Origin of the sequence: Streptomyces sp. SCSIO 75703 (genome assembly GCF_036607905.1) — a bacterium.
GTDB lineage: Bacteria > Actinomycetota > Actinomycetes > Streptomycetales > Streptomycetaceae > Streptomyces.
This window is the reverse complement of sequence record NZ_CP144555.1, coordinates 2,532,049-2,549,119: the sequence shown is the minus strand read 5'-3', so window position 1 is coordinate 2,549,119 and position 17,071 is coordinate 2,532,049. Positions and strand designations below refer to the sequence as shown.

The following is a 17,071-nucleotide window of genomic DNA, read 5'->3' as shown; positions in this document are numbered from 1 at the left end:
CCACCCGGCCGCGTGGCTCGGCTCGACCCGCCGCGTGCCTCCGCCGGCCTTCGCCCCGTGACTCCCGCCGCCCTCGTCCGGCGGGTCCGCTCCGGCCCCGTTCCGTGGCACCGCGCGCGACACGCCGCCGCGGGTAAAAGGAGTTTCAGGCGGAATCCACGCGTACGCAAAGATTTCCGGCCGTCGTCCGAGGTACGTGGCGATCCTCACCCCGCTCAGGTGTGAAGCCCTCTGGACATATGGGCGCGAGACGCGGATGATCAAATGAGTGCGGTCGGCACCGGATGAGCGACGCAGCCCCTCATACGCCGCATCCGGGTCGCAGCCCCCACGGGGCCTCCAACAAAAAACCCCTCGACTAGGAGCAATCGTGGCGCGCGACATCGCGGCTCCCCCCGCCCTCCCCACCCGGCACCAGGCCCTGATCTCGTGGGTCAACGAGATCGCCGAACTGACCCAGCCCGACCGCGTGGTCTGGTGCGACGGCTCGGAGGCCGAGTACGAGCGCCTGTGCGAGGAGCTGGTGGAGAAGGGCACCTTCCGCAAACTGGACCCCGTCAAGCGCCCGAACTCGTACTACGCGGCCTCCGACCCGACCGACGTCGCCCGCGTCGAGGACCGGACCTTCATCTGCTCCGCGAAGGAGGAGGACGCCGGCCCGACCAACCACTGGAAGGACCCCGCCGAGATGCGGGAGGTCTTCCAGGGCACCGAGGGTCGGGGCGGCCTGTTCCGCGGCGCGATGCGCGGCCGGACCATGTACGTCGTCCCGTTCTGCATGGGCCCGCTCGGCTCGCCGCTCTCCGCGCTCGGCGTGGAGATCACCGACTCCGCCTACGTCGCCGTCTCCATGCGCACCATGACCCGCATGGGACAGCCCGTCCTCGACGAACTCGGCGACGACGGCTTCTTCGTCAAGGCCGTCCACACGCTCGGCGCCCCGCTGGAGCCCGGCCAGGCGGACGTGCCGTGGCCCTGCAACCAGACCAAGTACATCTCGCACTTCCCCGAGGACCGCGAGATCTGGTCCTACGGCTCCGGCTACGGCGGCAACGCCCTGCTCGGCAAGAAGTGCTACGCCCTGCGCATCGCCTCCGTCATGGCCCGCGACGAGGGCTGGCTCGCCGAGCACATGCTCATCCTCAAGCTGACCCCGCCGCAGGGCGAGGCCAAGTACGTCGCCGCCGCCTTCCCGTCGGCCTGCGGCAAGACCAACCTCGCCATGCTGGAGCCCACGATCTCCGGCTGGACGGTGGAGACCATCGGCGACGACATCGCCTGGATGCGCTTCGGCGAGGACGGCCGCCTCTACGCGATCAACCCCGAGGCGGGCTTCTTCGGCGTCGCCCCCGGCACCGGCGAGGACACCAACGCCAACGCCATGAAGACCCTGTGGGGCAACTCCGTCTTCACCAACGTCGCCCTCACCGACGACGGCGACGTGTGGTGGGAGGGGATGACCGAGGAGGTCCCGGCCCACCTCACCGACTGGAAGGGCAACTCCTGGACGCCCGAGTCCGGTACGCCCGCCGCCCACCCCAACGCCCGTTTCACCACGCCCGCCGCGCAGTGCCCGATCATCGCGCCGGAGTGGGAGGACCCCAAGGGCGTGCCGATCTCCGCGATCCTCTTCGGCGGGCGCCGCGCCACCGCCGTGCCGCTGGTGACCGAGTCCTTCGACTGGAACCACGGCGTCTTCCTCGGCGCCAACGTGGCCTCCGAGAAGACCGCCGCCGCCGAGGGCAAGGTCGGCGAACTGCGCCGCGACCCCTTCGCCATGCTGCCCTTCTGCGGCTACAACATGGGCGACTACATGGGCCACTGGATCGACGTGGCCAAGGGCAAGGACCAGGCCAAGCTGCCCAAGATCTACTACGTCAACTGGTTCCGCAAGGACGACTCCGGCCGGTTCGTCTGGCCCGGCTTCGGCGAGAACGGCCGCGTCCTGAAGTGGATCGTGGAGCGCCTGGAGGGCCGGGCGGAGGGCGTCGAGACCCCGATCGGCATCCTGCCGTCCAAGGACTCCCTCGACACCGACGGCCTCGACCTGGCCGACGCCGACCTGGAGTTCCTGCTCAGCGTCGACAAGGAGGTCTGGCGCGAGGAGGCCGCCCTGGTTCCCGAGCACCTCAACACCTTCGGCGACCACACGCCCGCCGAGCTGTGGGACCAGTACCGCGAGCTGGTACGCCGCCTGGGCTGAGTCCCGCCCCTCCCGCTCCGCGGCCGGTCCGACTAGCCCTGACCCGCGAAGTCGTCACGAAGGCCGGCCGCGAGGGGGTCTCCCCTCCGCTCCAGTAGCTCGAACCACCCGGAGCACGGGGGAGCCACCCCGTTCGGGCCGGGTCCCCCGTCCAAAGACGTGCGGGGGACCCGGCCCTTCCGCGTTCCCGGGGCCGGTCGCGGGCCGGCCCCGCCCGGGGGTCCGGCCGTGGGGGAATGCGTGCTTCCGCGGGTGGGTACCCGGGGGCCAGCCAAGGAGAAGAGGTGCGCCATGGCAGACGGCGGTGACTTCTACTCGCGTGACCGGCCCGAGAACCCGTCCCTGGAGGAGGACCGTCCCCGCGGCGGTGGACCGGAGGACCCGCACCAGCGGGGCAACTGGCCCGTGTGGGCCATCGTGATCGGCATCCTCGTGCTGTTCGTGATCTTCACGGTGATGTTCGGCTAGCGTCTTCCGTTTGGATCAGGCCGGATCGGGCTGGATCGGGCCGGATCAGACCGGATCAGGGAGCGGGGTCCGGTGCCGGGCGCCGCGAGCCCGGCGTGATCCAAAACGAGAGGCCCCAGGGTCGCCGGGGACACCCGGGTCGTGGACGCGCCGGCCGGGCCGCCCCCCGTGGGGACGGCCCGGCCGCGGGTGTGTGGCGCCCGGTCCGCGCGTCGCTGCGGGTGCGCGCGGACCGGGGCCGTCCGGAGGGGCCCGGCGGGGCGGGCTCGGCGGTACCGCTCAGTGGGACGCCAGTTCGCGCGGTCCGAGCGCGGCGGCGTGGGCGTCCATCCGCTCGGCGGCCAGGATGGCGACCGCCGTGTCGGCCCGGGAGGCCGCCACCACCAGGGCGCGGCCCGCCAGGGCGTGCGCCCGCCGGTGCAGGGCGGTCCGGCACGGTTCGGGCCGGTCGCCGGTGGCCGGCATCCGGACCGGAGCCTGCCCCGACCGCAGCCGGGCCACCTGCGCGGCGAGCTGCTCCGCCGCGGTGTCCAGCTCGTCCGAGGGGTCCAGCGCGCGCAGGTCGTCCATGGTGGCGAGCAGGGCCGAGAGATGGCCCGCGAGCTGGATGTCCAGCTCTTCCTCGCGGGAGCGGTGGGGGTAGGAAGGGGCGCCGGCCACCGTGCTGTGGACCGACTTGGCGCGGATCGGTTCGTACATGGGACGGCCTCCTGACTGCTTACAGGACACCATCCTAGCTTGGATTGATTCTAAAGTTGAGTCGTTCACAAAGAAGGATCGTGTTCACACGGGTCGTGACCGGGCGTGGGTCCGGACGGCCGGCGGGCGGGGAACGGGACGGCCGGGACCGGGGCGATGGCGGGCGGGTGACGGGGCCGGCCGGAGGGCGGGCCGGACCGCCGGGCGGCCGGGGCCGGGGCGGTCAGGGCTGGCCGTAACCGTCCAGGAAGCGGCCGATGCGGTCCACCGCCTCGCGCAGGTCACCGGCGGTGGGCAGGGTGACGACCCGGAAGTGGTCGGGCTCCGGCCAGTTGAAGCCGGTGCCCTGGACCACCATGATCTTCTCCTGTCGGAGCAGGTCCAGGACCATCTGCCGGTCGTCCTTGATCTTGAAGACCTTGGGGTCGAGGCGGGGGAAGAGGTACAGCGCCCCCTTCGGCTTCACGCAGGTCACGCCCGGGATGCCGGTCAGTGCCTCGTGCGCGGCGTCGCGCTGCTCGCGCAGCCGTCCGCCCGGCAGCACCAGGTCGTTGATCGTCTGCCGTCCGCTGAGGGCGGCGACCACGCCGTGCTGGCCGGGCATGTTGGCGCACAGCCGCATGTTCGCCAGGACCGTCAGGCCCTCGATGTAGGACTCGGCGTGGGCGCGCGGGCCCGAGATCGACATCCAGCCGACCCGGTAGCCGGCCACCCGGTACGCCTTTGACATGCCGTTGAAGGTGAGGGTGAGCAGGTCCGGGGCGATCGCGGCGGTCGGGGTGTGCACCGCCTCGTCGTAGAGGATCTTGTCGTAGATCTCGTCGGAGCAGACCAGCAGGTTGTGGCGGCGGGCGACGTCGGTCAGCCCGCGCAGCACCGTCTCGTCGTAGACCGCGCCGGTCGGGTTGTTCGGGTTGATGATCACGATCGCCTTGGTGCGGTCGGTGACCTTGCGCTCCACGTCGGCGAGGTCCGGCATCCAGTCGGACTGCTCGTCGCAGCGGTAGTGCACCGCCGTGCCGCCGGCCAGCGAGACGGCGGCCGTCCACAGCGGGTAGTCCGGCGCCGGCACGAGGACCTCGTCGCCGTCGTCGAGCAGGCCCTGCATCGCCATCACGATCAGCTCGGAGACGCCGTTGCCGATGAAGACGTGCTCGACGTCCGTCTCGATGCCGAGGGTCTGGTTGTGCATGACGACCGCGCGCCGGGCCGCGAGGAGGCCCTTGGCGTCGCCGTAGCCGTGCGCCGTCGACACGTTGCGGAGGATGTCCTCCAGGATCTCGGGCGGGCAGTCGAAGCCGAACGCGGCCGGGTTGCCGGTGTTGAGCTTCAGGATGCGGTGACCGGCCGCTTCCAGCCGCATCGCCTCCTCGAGCACCGGGCCCCGGATCTCGTAACAGACGTTGGCGAGCTTGGTCGACTGGATCACCTGCATGTCGTGAGCTTACGGCCCGGTCCGGGGCCCGGCAGCGTGTCGTCCGCCACGTGGGACCGGTGAACCGGGTGCTCGTGTCCCGGCCCGCGCCCCCGGCGGGGCGCCCCCCGTCACAGCGGCGTGCGCCGCACCGACCGGCCCGCCAGGACGTCCGTGCGCCGGCCGTCCTCGATGGTGAACCGCCCGTCGACCAGCACGTACGGGATGCCCGTGGGCAGAGTGCGCGGCTCCTCGTAGGTGGCGCCCGCGGCGACCGTCGCCGGGTCGAAGAGGACCAGGTCGGCCCGGTGGCCCTCGCGGATCCTGCCCCGGTCGGGCAGCCGCAGCCGGGCCGCCGGACGCGCCGTGAGGTGGGACACGCACTCCTCCAGTGAGAGCACGCCCAGCTCGCGCACGTAGTGGCCGAGGTAGTGCGGGAAGGTGCCGTGGGCGCGCGGGTGCGGCTTGGCGCCCTGGAGGATGCCGTCCGAACCACCGGTGTGGACACGGTGGCGCATGATCGCCCGGACGTTCTCCTCGTGGCCCACGTGCTGGAGGATCGTCGGGGCGAGCCGGTCCTCCAGCAGCAGCCGCCGGGCCACGGTCCAGCAGCTCTCGCCGCGCAGCCGCGCCGACTCCAGCACGGTCCGGCCGACGTACTCCGCCAGCGCCGGGTCGCCCACGCCGGAGATCTCGATCGTCTCCCACTCCACGGGCACGCCGTGGCAGCCGTCCGAGCCGGTCTCCTCCAGGTGCCGCCGGACGCGCTCGGCGCTCTCGTCGTCCGCCAGCCGCCGCAGCACCTCCTCCGGCCCGCCCTCCCCGGCCCAGCTCGGCAGCAGCGCCACCAGCGTGGTGCAGCCGGGGGTGTAGGGGTAGGTGTCCAGGGTGATGTCGGCGCCGGCGTCCAGCGCCTCGTCGAGCAGGGCCAGCAGTTCGGGCGCCCGGCCCCGGTTGACGCCGAAGTTCATGGTGGCGTGCGCCAGGTGCAGCGGGCACCCGGCGGCGCGGGCCAGCTCGACCATCTCGGCGTACGCCTCCAGGGCGCCGGCGCCGTAGGAGCGGTGGTGCGGGCAGTAGTAGCCGCCGTACGCGGCGACCACCCGGCACAGCTCGGTCAGCTCGGCCCCGTCGGCGTACATGCCCGGCGTGTAGGTCAGTCCGGAGGAGAGGCCGACGGCGCCCTGCTCCAGGCCCTCGGCGACCAGGCGGCGCATCCGCTCCAGCTCCGCCGGGGTGGCCGGGCGGTCCTCCCAGCCGACGGCCAGGGCGCGCACCGTGCCCTGCGGGACCAGGTACGCCGCGTTGACGGCGATGCCCCGGTCGAGCCGGTCCAGGTACTCGCCGACCGAGCGCCAGTCGAGGTCCACGTCGTCGCCGGGGCCGTTCCAGCCGGCGATGGCGCGGCGGACCTCGCCGAGGGTGCGGTCGTCGACGGGGGCGTAGGAGAGGCCGTCCTGCCCGATCACCTCCAGGGTGACGCCCTGCGCCGCCTTGGCGCTGTGGTCGGGGTCCCGCAGCAGGGCGAGGTCGCTGTGGGCGTGCATGTCGATGAAGCCGGGGGCGAGGACCAGCCCCTCGGCGTCCAGTTCGCGGCGGGCCCGGGGGCGCTGGCACCCCGCCGCCGCGGCCTCCTTGACGATCGACACGATGCGGCCGCGGTCGACGACCACGTCGGCGCGGTAGGAGGGGTCGCCGGTGCCGTCCACGACATCGGCGTCCCGGATCACGAGTTCTTCCATGGGGACCTCCTGTACTGGGGGACACGGATCGCGGGGGCGTCCGGATCGGGGTCGGGCGGGGCGGGGCGGGGTGACGGGGACGGCCGGGAGGCGGGGCGGGGCGGAGCCGGGCGGCCGGAGCGGGGCGGACGGGGGTGGGGCGGAACGGAGCCGGGCGGCCGGAGCGGGGCGGGAACGGGGCGGACGGGGGCGGGTGCCGGTGGCCGGGGCCGGGCGGTGGGGGCGGCGGGCGCGTGGCGGGGGCCGGGAGCCCGTGGGGCCGCGTCGCCGCCCCCCGCTCAGAAGAACGTGCGGACGTAGTCCACGACCGTGCCGTCGGCCTCGGCGACCGGGACGAGCTGCCACTTGTCGAAGGACGTGCACGGGTGGGACAGCCCGAGGCCGAGCCAGTCGCCGACCTCCAGTTCCGTCCCCGGCTCGGTGCGCAGCCAGGCGTGCTGGTCGGAGAGGCCGGTCACCGTGATGCCGTCGGCCGGGCGTTCGGCGCCGCCCCGGCGCACCACCCGGGCGGACGGCAGGTGCAGGTCGTAGGCGGCGTCGCGCTTGCCCGCGTTGGCGAACGCCTGGTCCGGCGCCGGCCGCGAGACCACCTGGGTCCACAGGCGGAACGCCGGCTCCAGCGCACCCTCCCCGGGGACCCGGTTGAAGGGGGTGACCTCGTGGTAGTGGCCCTCGTCGTGGGAGACGTAGGCGCCCGAGCGCAGCAGCTTGAGCACCGGCAGGGAGAGCGCCGGGACCTCGGCGAAGACGTCGGCCACCGCGTCGAACCAGGCGCTGCCGCCCGCGCTCAGCACGATCTCGTCCAGCCCCGTCCCGGCGAACCGGCCGTCCGCGTCGAAGGCGGCGGCCAGCGCCACCAGCCGCCGCAGCCACGCCCGCACCCGTTCCGGGCCGGCGTCCGGCACCTCGCCCTCGTACCCGGCGACACCGGCCAGCCGCAGGGCCGGCGCGGCGGCCACCGCGTCGGCGACCGCGGCGCACTCCGCCTCGGTGCGCGCCCCGGTGCGGGCGCCCTCCCCGGCGCCCAGTTCGACCACGACGTCCACCGGGCGGGCGGTCCCGGCCAGCGCGGCGTCCATCAGCTCCACCCCCCGCACCGAGTCGACGTAGCAGACGAAGCGGAACTCCGGGTCGGCCGCCAGTTCGGCGGCGAGCCGGCCGAGGGAGGCCGCGTCGACCAGTTCGTTGGCCAGGAAGATCCGCCGGACGCCGAAGGCGCGGGCGACCCACACCTGGTGGGGGACGGCGAGGGTGATGCCCCAGGCGCCGTGGTCGAGCTGGCGGTGGAAGAGCTGCGGGGCCATGGAGGTCTTGCCGTGCGGCGCGAAGGCGAGGCCGTGCCGGGCGGCGTAGGTCTCCATCAGCCGCAGGTTGTGCTCCAGCCGCTCGGCGGAGAGCGCCAGCACCGGGGTGGTGAAGCCGTCGGTGAACAGGTTCCGGCGCTGGGCGGCGAGTTCGCCGACGGTCAGCCCCCAGGCGTCCGGCGGAAGGCCCTTGAAGCGGTGGTCGACGCGCTCCCCGGCCAGACGGGCCAGGGCTTCGGAGCCGGTGTCGAGGGCCATGGAGCCTCCCTGATCTGGGAAGTTGCATTCTCTGCAACAGTTATTGCGTATATCGCTCAGTGCTGTCTAACATCTCGCCCAACACGCGGTCAACGGAGCAGCCGGGGCCCGCCACCCACGAGGAGCCACGACCATCGTGACCGCCGACGGCCCCCGCAGCACCGCCCCCGACGTCGTGGACGTCGTCGCGCTCGGCGAGTCCATGGTCACCTTCCTGCCCTCCCGCCCCGGGCGCCTCGCCGACGTCCCCTCCTTCGACCGGGGCATCGGCGGCGCCGAGTCCAACGTGGCCTGCACCCTGGCCGCGGCCGGACACTCCGTCCGCTGGGTCGGCCGGGTCGGCGCGGACGGCTTCGGCGACCACCTCGTCGAGGCCATCGGCGCCTACGGCGTCGACACCTCCGCCGTCCGCCGCGACCCCGACCGCCCCACCGGCGTCTACTTCCGCACCGCCCAGGACCGCGCCACCGACGCCCACGAAGTCGCCTACTACCGCGCCGGATCGGCCGCCTCCGCCATGTCGCCGGCCACCCTCGACCTCGACGCCGTCCGCGCCGGACGCGTCCTGCACCTGTCCGGCATCACCGCCGCGCTCTCCGCCGGCTGCCTGGAACTGATGCGCGAGCTGACCACCCGCCGCCCCGGCCGCCCCCTGGTCTCCTTCGACGTCAACCACCGCCCCGCCCTGTGGCGCGGCGCCGACGGGCCCCGGGCCCTGCTCGACCTGGCGCGCGGCGCCGACCTGGTCTTCGTCGGCGAGGACGAGGCGTGGGACCTGGACGGCCCCGAGGCCGTCCGCGCCGCCCTGCCCGAACCCGAGGTCCTCGTCGTCAAACAGGGCGGCACCGGCGCCACCGCCTTCCACGGGCCGCACGCCGTCACCGTCCCCGCCCTGGCCGTCGACGTCGTCGCCGCCGTCGGCGCGGGCGACGCCTTCGCCGCCGGGTTCCTCTCCGCCACCCTGCGCGGACTGCCCCTGCGCGCCCGCCTGCGCCACGGCCACCTCATGGCCGCCGCCGCCCTCACCGCCCCCGGCGACCTCGCCACGCCCCCCGCCCGCGACCACGCCGACCGCCTCGCCGCCCTCGACGACACCGCGTGGGGGAGACTGCGACTCGGCCCCGGCTGGACCACCCAGGACGACCCCGCGCACGCGGACCGGGCCGAGGAGGAGGTACGCACCCCATGAGCCAGACCGTCGACCGCGCGCTCAGCATCCTGCCGCTGCTCGCCGAGGGCCCCGCCGACCTCGGCAAGGTCGCCGAACGGCTCGGCGTGCACAAGTCCACCGCCCTGCGCCTGCTGCGCACCCTCCACGACCACGGCTTCGTCTACCGCCAGGCCGACCAGCGCTACCGCCTCGGCTCCCGGCTCATCGCCCTCGCCCAGGAGGCGATGGAGAACCTCGACGTCCGCGAGATCGCCCACCCCCACCTCGTCCGCCTCAACGAGCAGTGCGGCCACACCGTCCACCTCGCCGTCCACGAGGAGGGCGAGGTCCTCTACATCGACAAGGTCGAGAGCCGCTACCCGGTCCGCATGTACTCCCGGATCGGCAAACCCGTCGCCATCACCGTCGCCGCCGTCGCCAAACTGCTCCTCGCCGACCTCCCCGAGGCCGAGCGCCGCGCCGTCGCGGACAAGCTCGACTACCCCCTCTACACGGCCCGTTCGACCCCCCACGCCGACGCCTTCCTCAAGGAGCTGGCCAAGGTGCGCGAACAGGGCTGGGCCACCGACCTCGGCGGCCACGAGGAGTCCATCAACTGTGTCGCCGCGCCCGTCCGGGGCGCCGACGGCCGGGTCGTCGCCGCCATGTCGGTCTCCGCGCCGAACGTCGTCGTCACCGCCGAGGAACTCCTCACCCTGCTCCCGCTGGTGCGCCGCACCGCCGACGCGATCAGCGGCGAGTACTCCGGCAGGACCCCCACGCACCCTTCCGACAAGGACCCCGCATGAGCGACAAGACCGCCCTGACCCCCGCCACCCACACCGTCCCGCCGGCGAAGTTCTCCCACGGCGTCCGCAAGGGCGACATCCTCCAGGTCGCCGGCCAGGTCGGCTTCCTGCCGCACGAGGAGGGCAAGGCCCCCACCCCGGCCGGCCCCGGCCTGCGCGAGCAGACCCTCCAGACCCTGGCCAACGTCAAGGCGATCCTGGAGGAGGGCGGCGCCGGCTGGGACGACGTGATGATGATCCGCGTCTACCTCACCGACGTCGGCCACTTCGCCGAGATGAACGAGATCTACAACGCCTACTTCGAGGAGCAGGCCCTCACCCAGCCGCCCGCCGCCCGCACCACCGTCTACGTCGGACTGCCCGCGGGCCTCCTGATCGAGATCGACGCCCTCGCCGTCCTCGGCTGACGGCTCCGGCCTCCCCGGCGGCCCGCCCCTTCCGGTCCCCGGCCCGCCGTACGCCGCGGCACCTCGCGGTACGCGACGCACGACGACTCCCCGTGAGCCGTGCGCGTGCCCCGTGCACCGTGAGCGTGCGCGTGCCTTGTGAGCCGTGAGCCGTGAGCCGTGAGCCGTGAGCCGTGAGCGTGCACGCGCCTCGTGCTCCGTGATCCCTGCCCCGTGAGCCGTCGCGGTACGACGACCGCACCGCGACGCTCCGTGGGCCGCGACCCGTCCCCGCACGGCGCCACGGTCCTCCCGTGGGCCGCGGCCTCTCCGCCACCCGCCCGGCACCCCTCGTACGCCGCCCCCCGGCGCCGCGCCCCGGACCCCCCGGGGTGCCGCGCCGCGGTCCCCCCTGCCCGAAAGCCGTACGCCCCCTCCGCAGAGGACCCCCACATGCCCCACCCCACCCTCCCGCTCGCCGCGGCCCCCGACGCCCCGGCGCACACCGGCGGACTGCTCCTGCTCATCGACGGCACGGCGGGCCTGCTGACCGTCGCCGCGATCGGCATCGCCCTGCTCCTCTTCCTCATCATGAAGGTGCGGCTCCAGCCGTTCGTCGCGCTGCTGGCGGTCTCCATAGCCGTCGGCCTGCTCGCCGGGCTCTCCGTCACCGAACTCTTCGGCACCGTCCAGCGCTCCGACGCCGTCTCCACCATCGAGTCCGGCATGGGCGGCATCCTCGGCCACGTCGCCATCATCATCGGCCTGGGCACCATGCTCGGCGCCATCCTCGAAGTCAGCGGCGGCGCCGAGGTGCTGGCCTCCCGCCTGCTCGGCCTCTTCGGCGAGGAGCGGGCCCCGCTCGCCATGGGCCTGACCGGCCTGATCTTCGGCATCCCGGTCTTCTTCGACGTCGGCATCTTCGTCCTCGCCCCCCTCGTCTACGCCGCCGCCAAACGCTCCGGCAAGTCCGTGCTGCTCTACTGCCTGCCGCTGCTGGCCGGACTGTCGATGACCCACGCCTTCCTGCCGCCGCACCCCGGCCCGGTGGCCGCCGCCGGACTCCTGCGCGTGGACCTCGGCTGGGTCATCCTCATGGGCGTCGTCTGCGGCGTCCCCGCCGTCCTCGCCGCCTGGGCGTTCTCCGCCTGGGTCGGCCGCCGCATCTTCGTCGCCGTCCCCCAGGACATGGTCGAGGCGGCCGAGGAGGCCCGCCGGGCCGTCGTCGAGGAGCAGCGCCGGGCCGGCGTCGCCCCGCGCGAGACGCCGGTGCCGCTGGGCACCGTCCTCGGCATCATCGGCACGCCGCTGCTGCTGATCCTCGCCGCGACCTTCTCCTCCATCGCCCTTGAGCCCTCCACCCTCCGCTCGGTCGTCGAGTTCTTCGGCAACCCCTTCGTCGCCCTGACCCTCGCCCTCTTCCTCGCCTCCTACCTGCTCGGCATCCGGCGCGGCTGGTCCAGGAAATCGCTGGAGACCGTCGCGACGTCCTCACTCAAGCCGGTCGGCAACATCCTGCTCGTCGTCGGCGCCGGCGGCGTCTTCGGCGCCGTCCTCAAGGCCAGCGGCGTCGCCCAGGCACTCTCCGACACCTTCAACGACGTCGGCCTGCCGGTGATCGTCCTCTCCTACCTGATCTCCGTGGTGCTGCGGGTCGCCCAGGGCTCGGCGACGGTGGCCATCGTGACGACGGCGGGCATCGTGGCCCCGCTGCTCGCCGGGGGCGACCACTCCCAGGCGTTCGTCGCGCTCGTCATCATGGCCATCTCGGCCGGTTCCATCTTCGCCTCGCACGTCAACGACGGCGGCTTCTGGATGGTCGCCAAGTACTTCGGCATCAGCGAACGGGACACCCTCAAGACCTGGACCGTGCTGGAGAGCGTGCTCTCCCTCGGCGGCTTCCTGGTCGCCGCGCTGCTCAGCCTGTTCGTGTAGTCCCCGCCCGCACCGGGCGACCGCACGGGGCGGCGCCGCGCGCCAAGGGGGCCCGCGGCGCCGCCCCGGCGTCATCCGGACAACTCGGAGTGGCACCAAAGGGGGTGAAGGGAGCGCTGACTGTTCCCGGCACAGGAACGTCGTCCATACTTCCCGCGTGGAACAGCGCATAGGACCCAGCATCCAGCCCCTAACGGGCGCCGCGGCCGACCCGGCGTTCGTCCCCGGCATCACGGGCCCCGCAACGCCGCAGGACGCGAAGCCCACGGAGGAAGCGGAGCCGCGCGAGGCGGTGCCGAAGCCGGGGGAGGCCGCCGACACCGCCCCCGGGCCGGCCGCCCCGGCGGACGCGACCGCGGAACCGGCGGACGCCTCGGCGGACGCGACCGCGGGGGACGACGCGGAGGACGGCACACCGGAGGCGGAACCGGCCGACGGGCCCGTCTTCGAGGCCGCCGACCGCCGCGCCCGGATCACCGCCGACCACCGCGGCGTCCGGCTCGCCCTCGACGACCAGGAGTGCGAGTTCCGCTGGGACGAGATCGGGGCGGTCGAGACGGAGACGCCGCGCTTCGGCAAGCGGTTCACCGTCACGGTGCACACGCCGGACCGCCGCTGGTACCCCATCGAGATCGACGCCGACTCCCGCGGCCGGTTCGCCCAGTGGGAGTCCGACCTCGACGCGGTACTGGACGCGTACTTCGACGACGGCGAGGACGCCGACGAGGCGGAGCCGGCCGACGAGGCGGAGCCGGACACGCCCGAGGCATCCGACGGGCGCAAGGACGCAGACGCGCCGGAGGATGCCGACACGCCCGAGGCCTCCGACCGGCGCAAGGACGCAGACACGCCCAAGGACGCCGACGAGACCGCCCCCGCCAAGAAGTAGCCCCGCACCGAGGCACGCGGCCGGTGGCTCCCGCCCACCGGCCGCACCGCGTAGCCCTGCCGCAGGGCGGCGCTACCGCACCCGCGTCCACTGCGGGCTGAGCGCCATCTCCTCAAGCTGCTCCATGGTCAGCGCCGGGGTCTCCCGGGTGGCGTCCTCGTGCTGGGCGCCGGTGTTGAAAGCGCTGATCACGACGGACCGTTCCTCCCAGTACCGCAGCACGATGACGGCCCGGTCCTTGGCGGGCAGCCGGGCGAGCGCGTCCAGCAGTGTCAGCCGCAGCGGCGCGTCCCCGTCGGGGGCACCGGGCAGATCGGGGAACACGTCCGTCGCCCGCTCCCCGCTGCTGCGCCGCCGCTGGTGGGCGAGGAACACCCGGGTGAGCACGGTCTTGCGCGTACGCGGCCGGGTTCTCCACCCGCGAGACGCGCCCCCAGCGGACGTACAGCCGGCGGCCTCGTGCACGACGGCGACGTACTCGGGCGGGCTGTCGCCCTCCAGCACCAGTTGCGTGGGTCACGCCACCGCGGGTGGGGGCGGTGGCGTACGGCGCCGGATGAAGGGGGAAGCCCCCGCTCGTCGGCGTGAGCGGGGGCTTCGGTGCTGCGGTGTCCCGGTCGGGACGGACGGTTACGGCAGCGCGTGGACGTGCGCGCCGACCGCGTTGGACCAGGCGTTGCCCGCGGTGGCGTCCCAGTTGGTGGACCAGGTCATCGCGCCCCGCAGGTCCGGGTACGTCTTCGACGGCTTGAAGGAGCCGCAGTTGGTGCCCTTGGTCAGGCAGTCCAGGGCGTTGTTGACCACGGACGGGGCGACGTAGCCGCCGCCCGCCGCGCGGGTGGAGGCGGGCAGGCCGAGGCCGACCTGCGAGGCGTCCAGGCCGCCCTCGAGCTGGATGCAGGCCAGCGCGGTGAGGAAGTCGACCGTGCCCTGCGAGTAGACCTTGCCGTCACAGCCCAGCATCGAACCGCTGTTGTAGTACTGCATGTTGACGACGGTGAGGATGTCCTTCACGTTCAGCGCGGTCTGGAAGTAGCCGCCGGACGTGGACTGCATGTCGATGGTCTGCGGCGCCATGGTGAGGACCATGGACGGGCCGGCCTTCGCCGACAGCGCGCGCAGGGCCTGCGTCATGTAGGTGGGGTTGAGGCCGTTCTCCAGGTCGATGTCGACGCCGTCGAAGCCGTACTCCTGCATGAGGGCGTGGACCGAGTTGGCGAAGTTGGTCGCGGAGGCGGCGGTGTTGACCGAGACGGTGCCCTTCTCTCCGCCGACCGAGATGATGACCTTCTTGCCGGCGGCCTGCTTGGCGCGGATGTCCGCCTTGAACTGGTCGACGGTGTAGCCGCGCAGGCCCGCCGTGTCCAGGTTGAAGGTGACGGCGCCCGGCGTCGGGGTGGCGTCGGCGAAGGAGACGGCGATGATGTCGTACGCCGCCGGGACGTCGGAGAGCCGCTGGACGGTCGCCCCGTTGTCGAAGTTCTGCCAGTAGCCGGTCAGGGCGTGCTTGGGCAGGGTGCCGTTGTTGCCGCCCCCGTTGTCCTTCGGCGCGGTGCGGCCGGAGACCGCCGCCGACTTGGGCGACTCGCCGGCCGCGTTGGTCGCGGCGACCTGGAAGGAGTACGAGGTGTCGGCCGCGAGGCCGCTCACGGTGGTGGAGGTGCCGGTCACGGAGGTGACCTTGGCGCCGTCGCGGTAGACGGTGTAGCCGGTGGCGCCGGAGACCGCGTTCCAGGCCAGCGTCACCGAGGAGGACGTCGTACCGGAGACGTTCAGTCCGGCGGGGGCGCCCGGGACCGAGGGGCCGTTGCCGCCGCCGTCGCCGCCGTCGGGGCCCTGGACCGCGACGTCGTCGACGTAGTACGCGGACTGGCCGTACCAGCCGTGCGTGTAGACGGTCACGGAGGTGGTGGAGGGGCCGGTCCGGAAGCTGGTCCGGAGCTGCTTCCAGGAGGACGAGTCGGGGGTCCAGGTGGACACGTCGGTGGTGCCGGTGCCCGTCACGCCGAGGTAGGCGTAGCCGCCCTGCACCCAGGCGCTCAGGTCGTAGGTGGAGTCGGGCCGCACCTTGACCGTCTGGGAGCACTGGGCGTTGTCCTGCGCGGCCGGGGTGGCCTTCAGCGCGGCCGAGCCGGTGCGGGCGGGGGAGGAGACGGTCGTCCCGCTGTTCGCGGAACAGGTCCAGTCGCTCAGGCCGGACTCGAAGCCGGCGTTGCGGGCGTTGTTCACGTCCGCGGCGGACGCCGGGCCGACGGCGGTCACGCCGAGGGCCAGGGCGGCGGTCACCGCTCCGGACCAGATGCGGATGCGACGTCCGTGCCGTCTGGGTGCGGGCTCCACAGGGACCTCCGGGAAGAGTGGGGAGAAGCGGGGAGAGGGGGCGGGTACAGGGCTGAGGGAGAAGGGGAGAGGGAACAGGGAACAGGGAACAGGGGAACGGGAAAGGGGTGGGGGAGAGGGGGAAGGGCAGGGTGGCGTGAGGGGAGAGACGACGTGGGGGGAGGCGGGGCTGTGGTGCGGGCGGGCGGTGGCCACCGCTCGAGTACAAGGTGGTCCAGACCAATTGAGGTGTCAAGAGGTAGGTCCAGACCAACTCGACCCTCCCCTCGTGCACTTGGTGGGCGCGGGGAGCGGACCGGCCCCAGGGGCGGAGGGGTTGAGAGGGCGATCACCCGGGAAATGCTCACCCTGCCCCGGTTTGCCGGACCGTGCCGGTCACAAGTTGTCCGGCAGGTGCGGAAACGCTGTTCTCGGGCACCCGGGCCGTGGTTACAGTGCTCACGTAGTCACGCAGTGAAGTCATCCGGGTGCGCCGGAGTTGCCCCGGCGCACCGACGGGCATGGGGAGACGGGGAGCCGCGCGTGCCAACTGCCATTGCCGTGACCAGCGCCGACATGGCGCTGCCGCCGCAGGACGAACGGACGCTGCCCGCGATCGTCCTCCAGGACGTGCACCGGCGCCCCCTCGAACAGGCGCTCGCCGAGGTGCAGGCCCTGCTCGACCAGCACGGACACCTCATCGTCGTCAGCTCCCTGGCCGCCCCCGCCGCCGAGCGCCGGCTGCGCACCATCCGCGCCCTCCTGGAGAGCGACCGCATCGCCCTCTTCCGGCCCGCCCTGCCCCCGCTCGCCCTCGCCGTCCTCGCCCGCCAGTTACGGCAACTCGCCTCCTGCGACCTCGGCCCCGGCGTCCTCGCCTCCGCCGGCCGGCTGCTCACCCACTACCTCCACGCCGGCGCGGTCCTCGGCTCCGTCGCCCGGCTCGACCACGTCCCCGTCGGCCTCAAGGCCCACGCCAAGTCCTGGATGCCGGGCAGCCAGTTCGGCGTCGTCGCCCACCCCGAACCACAGCTCGTCCGGATCGGCCCCGAAGCCGCCCTCTCCGGGCCCGAGTTCGGCACCTGGCTGCTGGTCGCCCGCGGCCGGCTCCCGGGCGACTGGGTCACCGGCACCCTCGCCCCCTCCTGGAGGATCCTCGGCCTGCGCGAGACCCCGCTGCCCGCCGAGTCGCCCGCCTGGTGGGGCACCGGCCGGATCACCGAGTTCTGCGCCTACCTCCCCGACCTCTCGGTCCTCTACCAACTGGTCACCTCGGTACGCCGGACCACCTGCCACTGGTGCGGCATCGACGTCATCGGCGACCGCTGCGTGTTCTGTTCCGCGACCGCGCCGGTCCACGAGGACGACCCCCGCGGCCGGCACCGCGCCCCGCGGCAGATCACCCCGGGACACCGCATGCTCACCGGCTGAGCGCGCCCGCCCCGCATCCGCCCCCCGACCGGCCCGACCGAACCCCAACGAGGTTGCACGGCTC

The 17,071-nt window shown here is 73.4% G+C and carries 13 protein-coding genes and 1 pseudogene; 8 read left to right on the top strand and 6 right to left on the bottom strand.

What is annotated here, in order from left to right:
- Positions 1 to 370: 370 nt before the first annotated feature.
- On the top strand, positions 371 to 2,203 hold the full coding sequence (locus VM636_RS10980) for a phosphoenolpyruvate carboxykinase (GTP) (RefSeq protein ID WP_030422772.1): 1,833 nt from the start codon (positions 371 to 373) through the stop codon (positions 2,201 to 2,203).
- 291 nt (positions 2,204 to 2,494) lie between these two features.
- Positions 2,495 to 2,671, top strand: coding sequence for a hypothetical protein (locus tag VM636_RS10975; protein WP_030422771.1), 177 nt, complete (start codon positions 2,495 to 2,497; stop codon positions 2,669 to 2,671).
- Between the two features lie 279 nt (positions 2,672 to 2,950).
- Here VM636_RS10975 and VM636_RS10970 read toward each other — a convergent pair whose 3' ends face one another.
- The 4 genes from VM636_RS10970 to VM636_RS10955 form a co-directional block, all read right to left on the bottom strand.
- Positions 2,951 to 3,370, bottom strand: a complete 420-nt coding sequence (locus tag VM636_RS10970) for a hypothetical protein (RefSeq protein WP_030422770.1) — start codon at positions 3,368 to 3,370, stop codon at positions 2,951 to 2,953.
- A 223-nt stretch (positions 3,371 to 3,593) separates the two neighbouring features.
- A complete protein-coding gene (locus VM636_RS10965) occupies positions 3,594 to 4,805 on the bottom strand; it encodes a pyridoxal phosphate-dependent aminotransferase (RefSeq protein WP_053914465.1) in 1,212 nt (403 codons plus the stop codon).
- 110 nt (positions 4,806 to 4,915) lie between these two features.
- Entirely contained in the window at positions 4,916 to 6,526 is a 1,611-nt protein-coding gene (locus tag VM636_RS10960) for a D-aminoacylase (RefSeq protein ID WP_030422768.1), read from the bottom strand.
- Positions 6,527 to 6,804: 278 nt separating this feature from the next.
- Complete coding sequence (locus VM636_RS10955; RefSeq protein ID WP_053914466.1) at positions 6,805 to 8,088, bottom strand: alanine racemase; 1,284 nt, start codon at positions 8,086 to 8,088, stop codon at positions 6,805 to 6,807.
- A 136-nt stretch (positions 8,089 to 8,224) separates the two neighbouring features.
- Here VM636_RS10955 and VM636_RS10950 point away from each other — a divergent pair, with 136 nt between their 5' ends.
- The 5 genes from VM636_RS10950 (at position 8,225) to VM636_RS10930 (ending at position 13,257) form a co-directional block, all read left to right on the top strand.
- The gene (locus VM636_RS10950) at positions 8,225 to 9,277 is read left to right on the top strand and encodes a sugar kinase (protein WP_030423200.1); all 1,053 of its coding nucleotides are present in this window, start codon (positions 8,225 to 8,227) and stop codon (positions 9,275 to 9,277) included.
- On the top strand, positions 9,274 to 10,047 hold the full coding sequence (locus VM636_RS10945; protein WP_030423199.1) for an IclR family transcriptional regulator: 774 nt from the start codon (positions 9,274 to 9,276) through the stop codon (positions 10,045 to 10,047). Before VM636_RS10950 ends, VM636_RS10945 begins: the two co-directional genes overlap by 4 nt.
- Positions 10,044 to 10,454, top strand: a complete 411-nt coding sequence (locus VM636_RS10940) for a RidA family protein (RefSeq protein ID WP_030423198.1) — start codon at positions 10,044 to 10,046, stop codon at positions 10,452 to 10,454. Before VM636_RS10945 ends, VM636_RS10940 begins: the two co-directional genes overlap by 4 nt.
- Positions 10,455 to 10,886: 432 nt before the next feature.
- Complete coding sequence (locus tag VM636_RS10935) at positions 10,887 to 12,368, top strand: gluconate:H+ symporter (protein WP_030423197.1); 1,482 nt, start codon at positions 10,887 to 10,889, stop codon at positions 12,366 to 12,368.
- A 157-nt stretch (positions 12,369 to 12,525) separates the two neighbouring features.
- The gene (locus VM636_RS10930) at positions 12,526 to 13,257 is read left to right on the top strand and encodes a hypothetical protein (RefSeq protein WP_053914467.1); all 732 of its coding nucleotides are present in this window, start codon (positions 12,526 to 12,528) and stop codon (positions 13,255 to 13,257) included.
- A gap of 192 nt (positions 13,258 to 13,449) precedes the next feature.
- On the opposite strand, the pseudogene VM636_RS10925 reads toward VM636_RS10930, so the two are convergent.
- Both VM636_RS10925 and VM636_RS10920 read right to left on the bottom strand, forming a co-directional pair.
- Positions 13,450 to 13,714 (bottom strand): annotated as a pseudogene (locus VM636_RS10925) (SigE family RNA polymerase sigma factor); the annotation flags it as partial.
- 173 nt (positions 13,715 to 13,887) lie between these two features.
- A complete protein-coding gene (locus VM636_RS10920; RefSeq protein WP_030423194.1) occupies positions 13,888 to 15,597 on the bottom strand; it encodes a glycoside hydrolase family 18 protein in 1,710 nt (569 codons plus the stop codon).
- A gap of 555 nt (positions 15,598 to 16,152) precedes the next feature.
- Here VM636_RS10920 and VM636_RS10915 point away from each other — a divergent pair.
- Entirely contained in the window at positions 16,153 to 17,007 is an 855-nt protein-coding gene (locus VM636_RS10915) for a hypothetical protein (RefSeq protein WP_234340484.1), read from the top strand.
- The last annotated feature ends 64 nt before the right edge of the window (positions 17,008 to 17,071 follow it).

Bases quoted from the DNA above. Each gene is read 5' to 3' on its own strand.
- VM636_RS10975 (WP_030422771.1), top strand. From the start codon at position 2,495: ATGGCAGACGGCGGTGACTTCTACTCGCGTGACCGGCCCGAGAACCCG.
- VM636_RS10970 (WP_030422770.1), bottom strand. From the start codon at position 3,370: ATGTACGAACCGATCCGCGCCAAGTCGGTCCACAGCACGGTGGCCGGC.
- VM636_RS10965 (WP_053914465.1), bottom strand. From the start codon at position 4,805: ATGCAGGTGATCCAGTCGACCAAGCTCGCCAACGTCTGTTACGAGATC.
- VM636_RS10960 (WP_030422768.1), bottom strand. From the start codon at position 6,526: ATGGAAGAACTCGTGATCCGGGACGCCGATGTCGTGGACGGCACCGGC.
- VM636_RS10955 (WP_053914466.1), bottom strand. From the start codon at position 8,088: ATGGCCCTCGACACCGGCTCCGAAGCCCTGGCCCGTCTGGCCGGGGAG.
- VM636_RS10945 (WP_030423199.1), top strand. From the start codon at position 9,274: ATGAGCCAGACCGTCGACCGCGCGCTCAGCATCCTGCCGCTGCTCGCC.
- VM636_RS10940 (WP_030423198.1), top strand. From the start codon at position 10,044: ATGAGCGACAAGACCGCCCTGACCCCCGCCACCCACACCGTCCCGCCG.
- VM636_RS10935 (WP_030423197.1), top strand. From the start codon at position 10,887: ATGCCCCACCCCACCCTCCCGCTCGCCGCGGCCCCCGACGCCCCGGCG.
- VM636_RS10915 (WP_234340484.1), top strand. From the start codon at position 16,153: ATGGCGCTGCCGCCGCAGGACGAACGGACGCTGCCCGCGATCGTCCTC.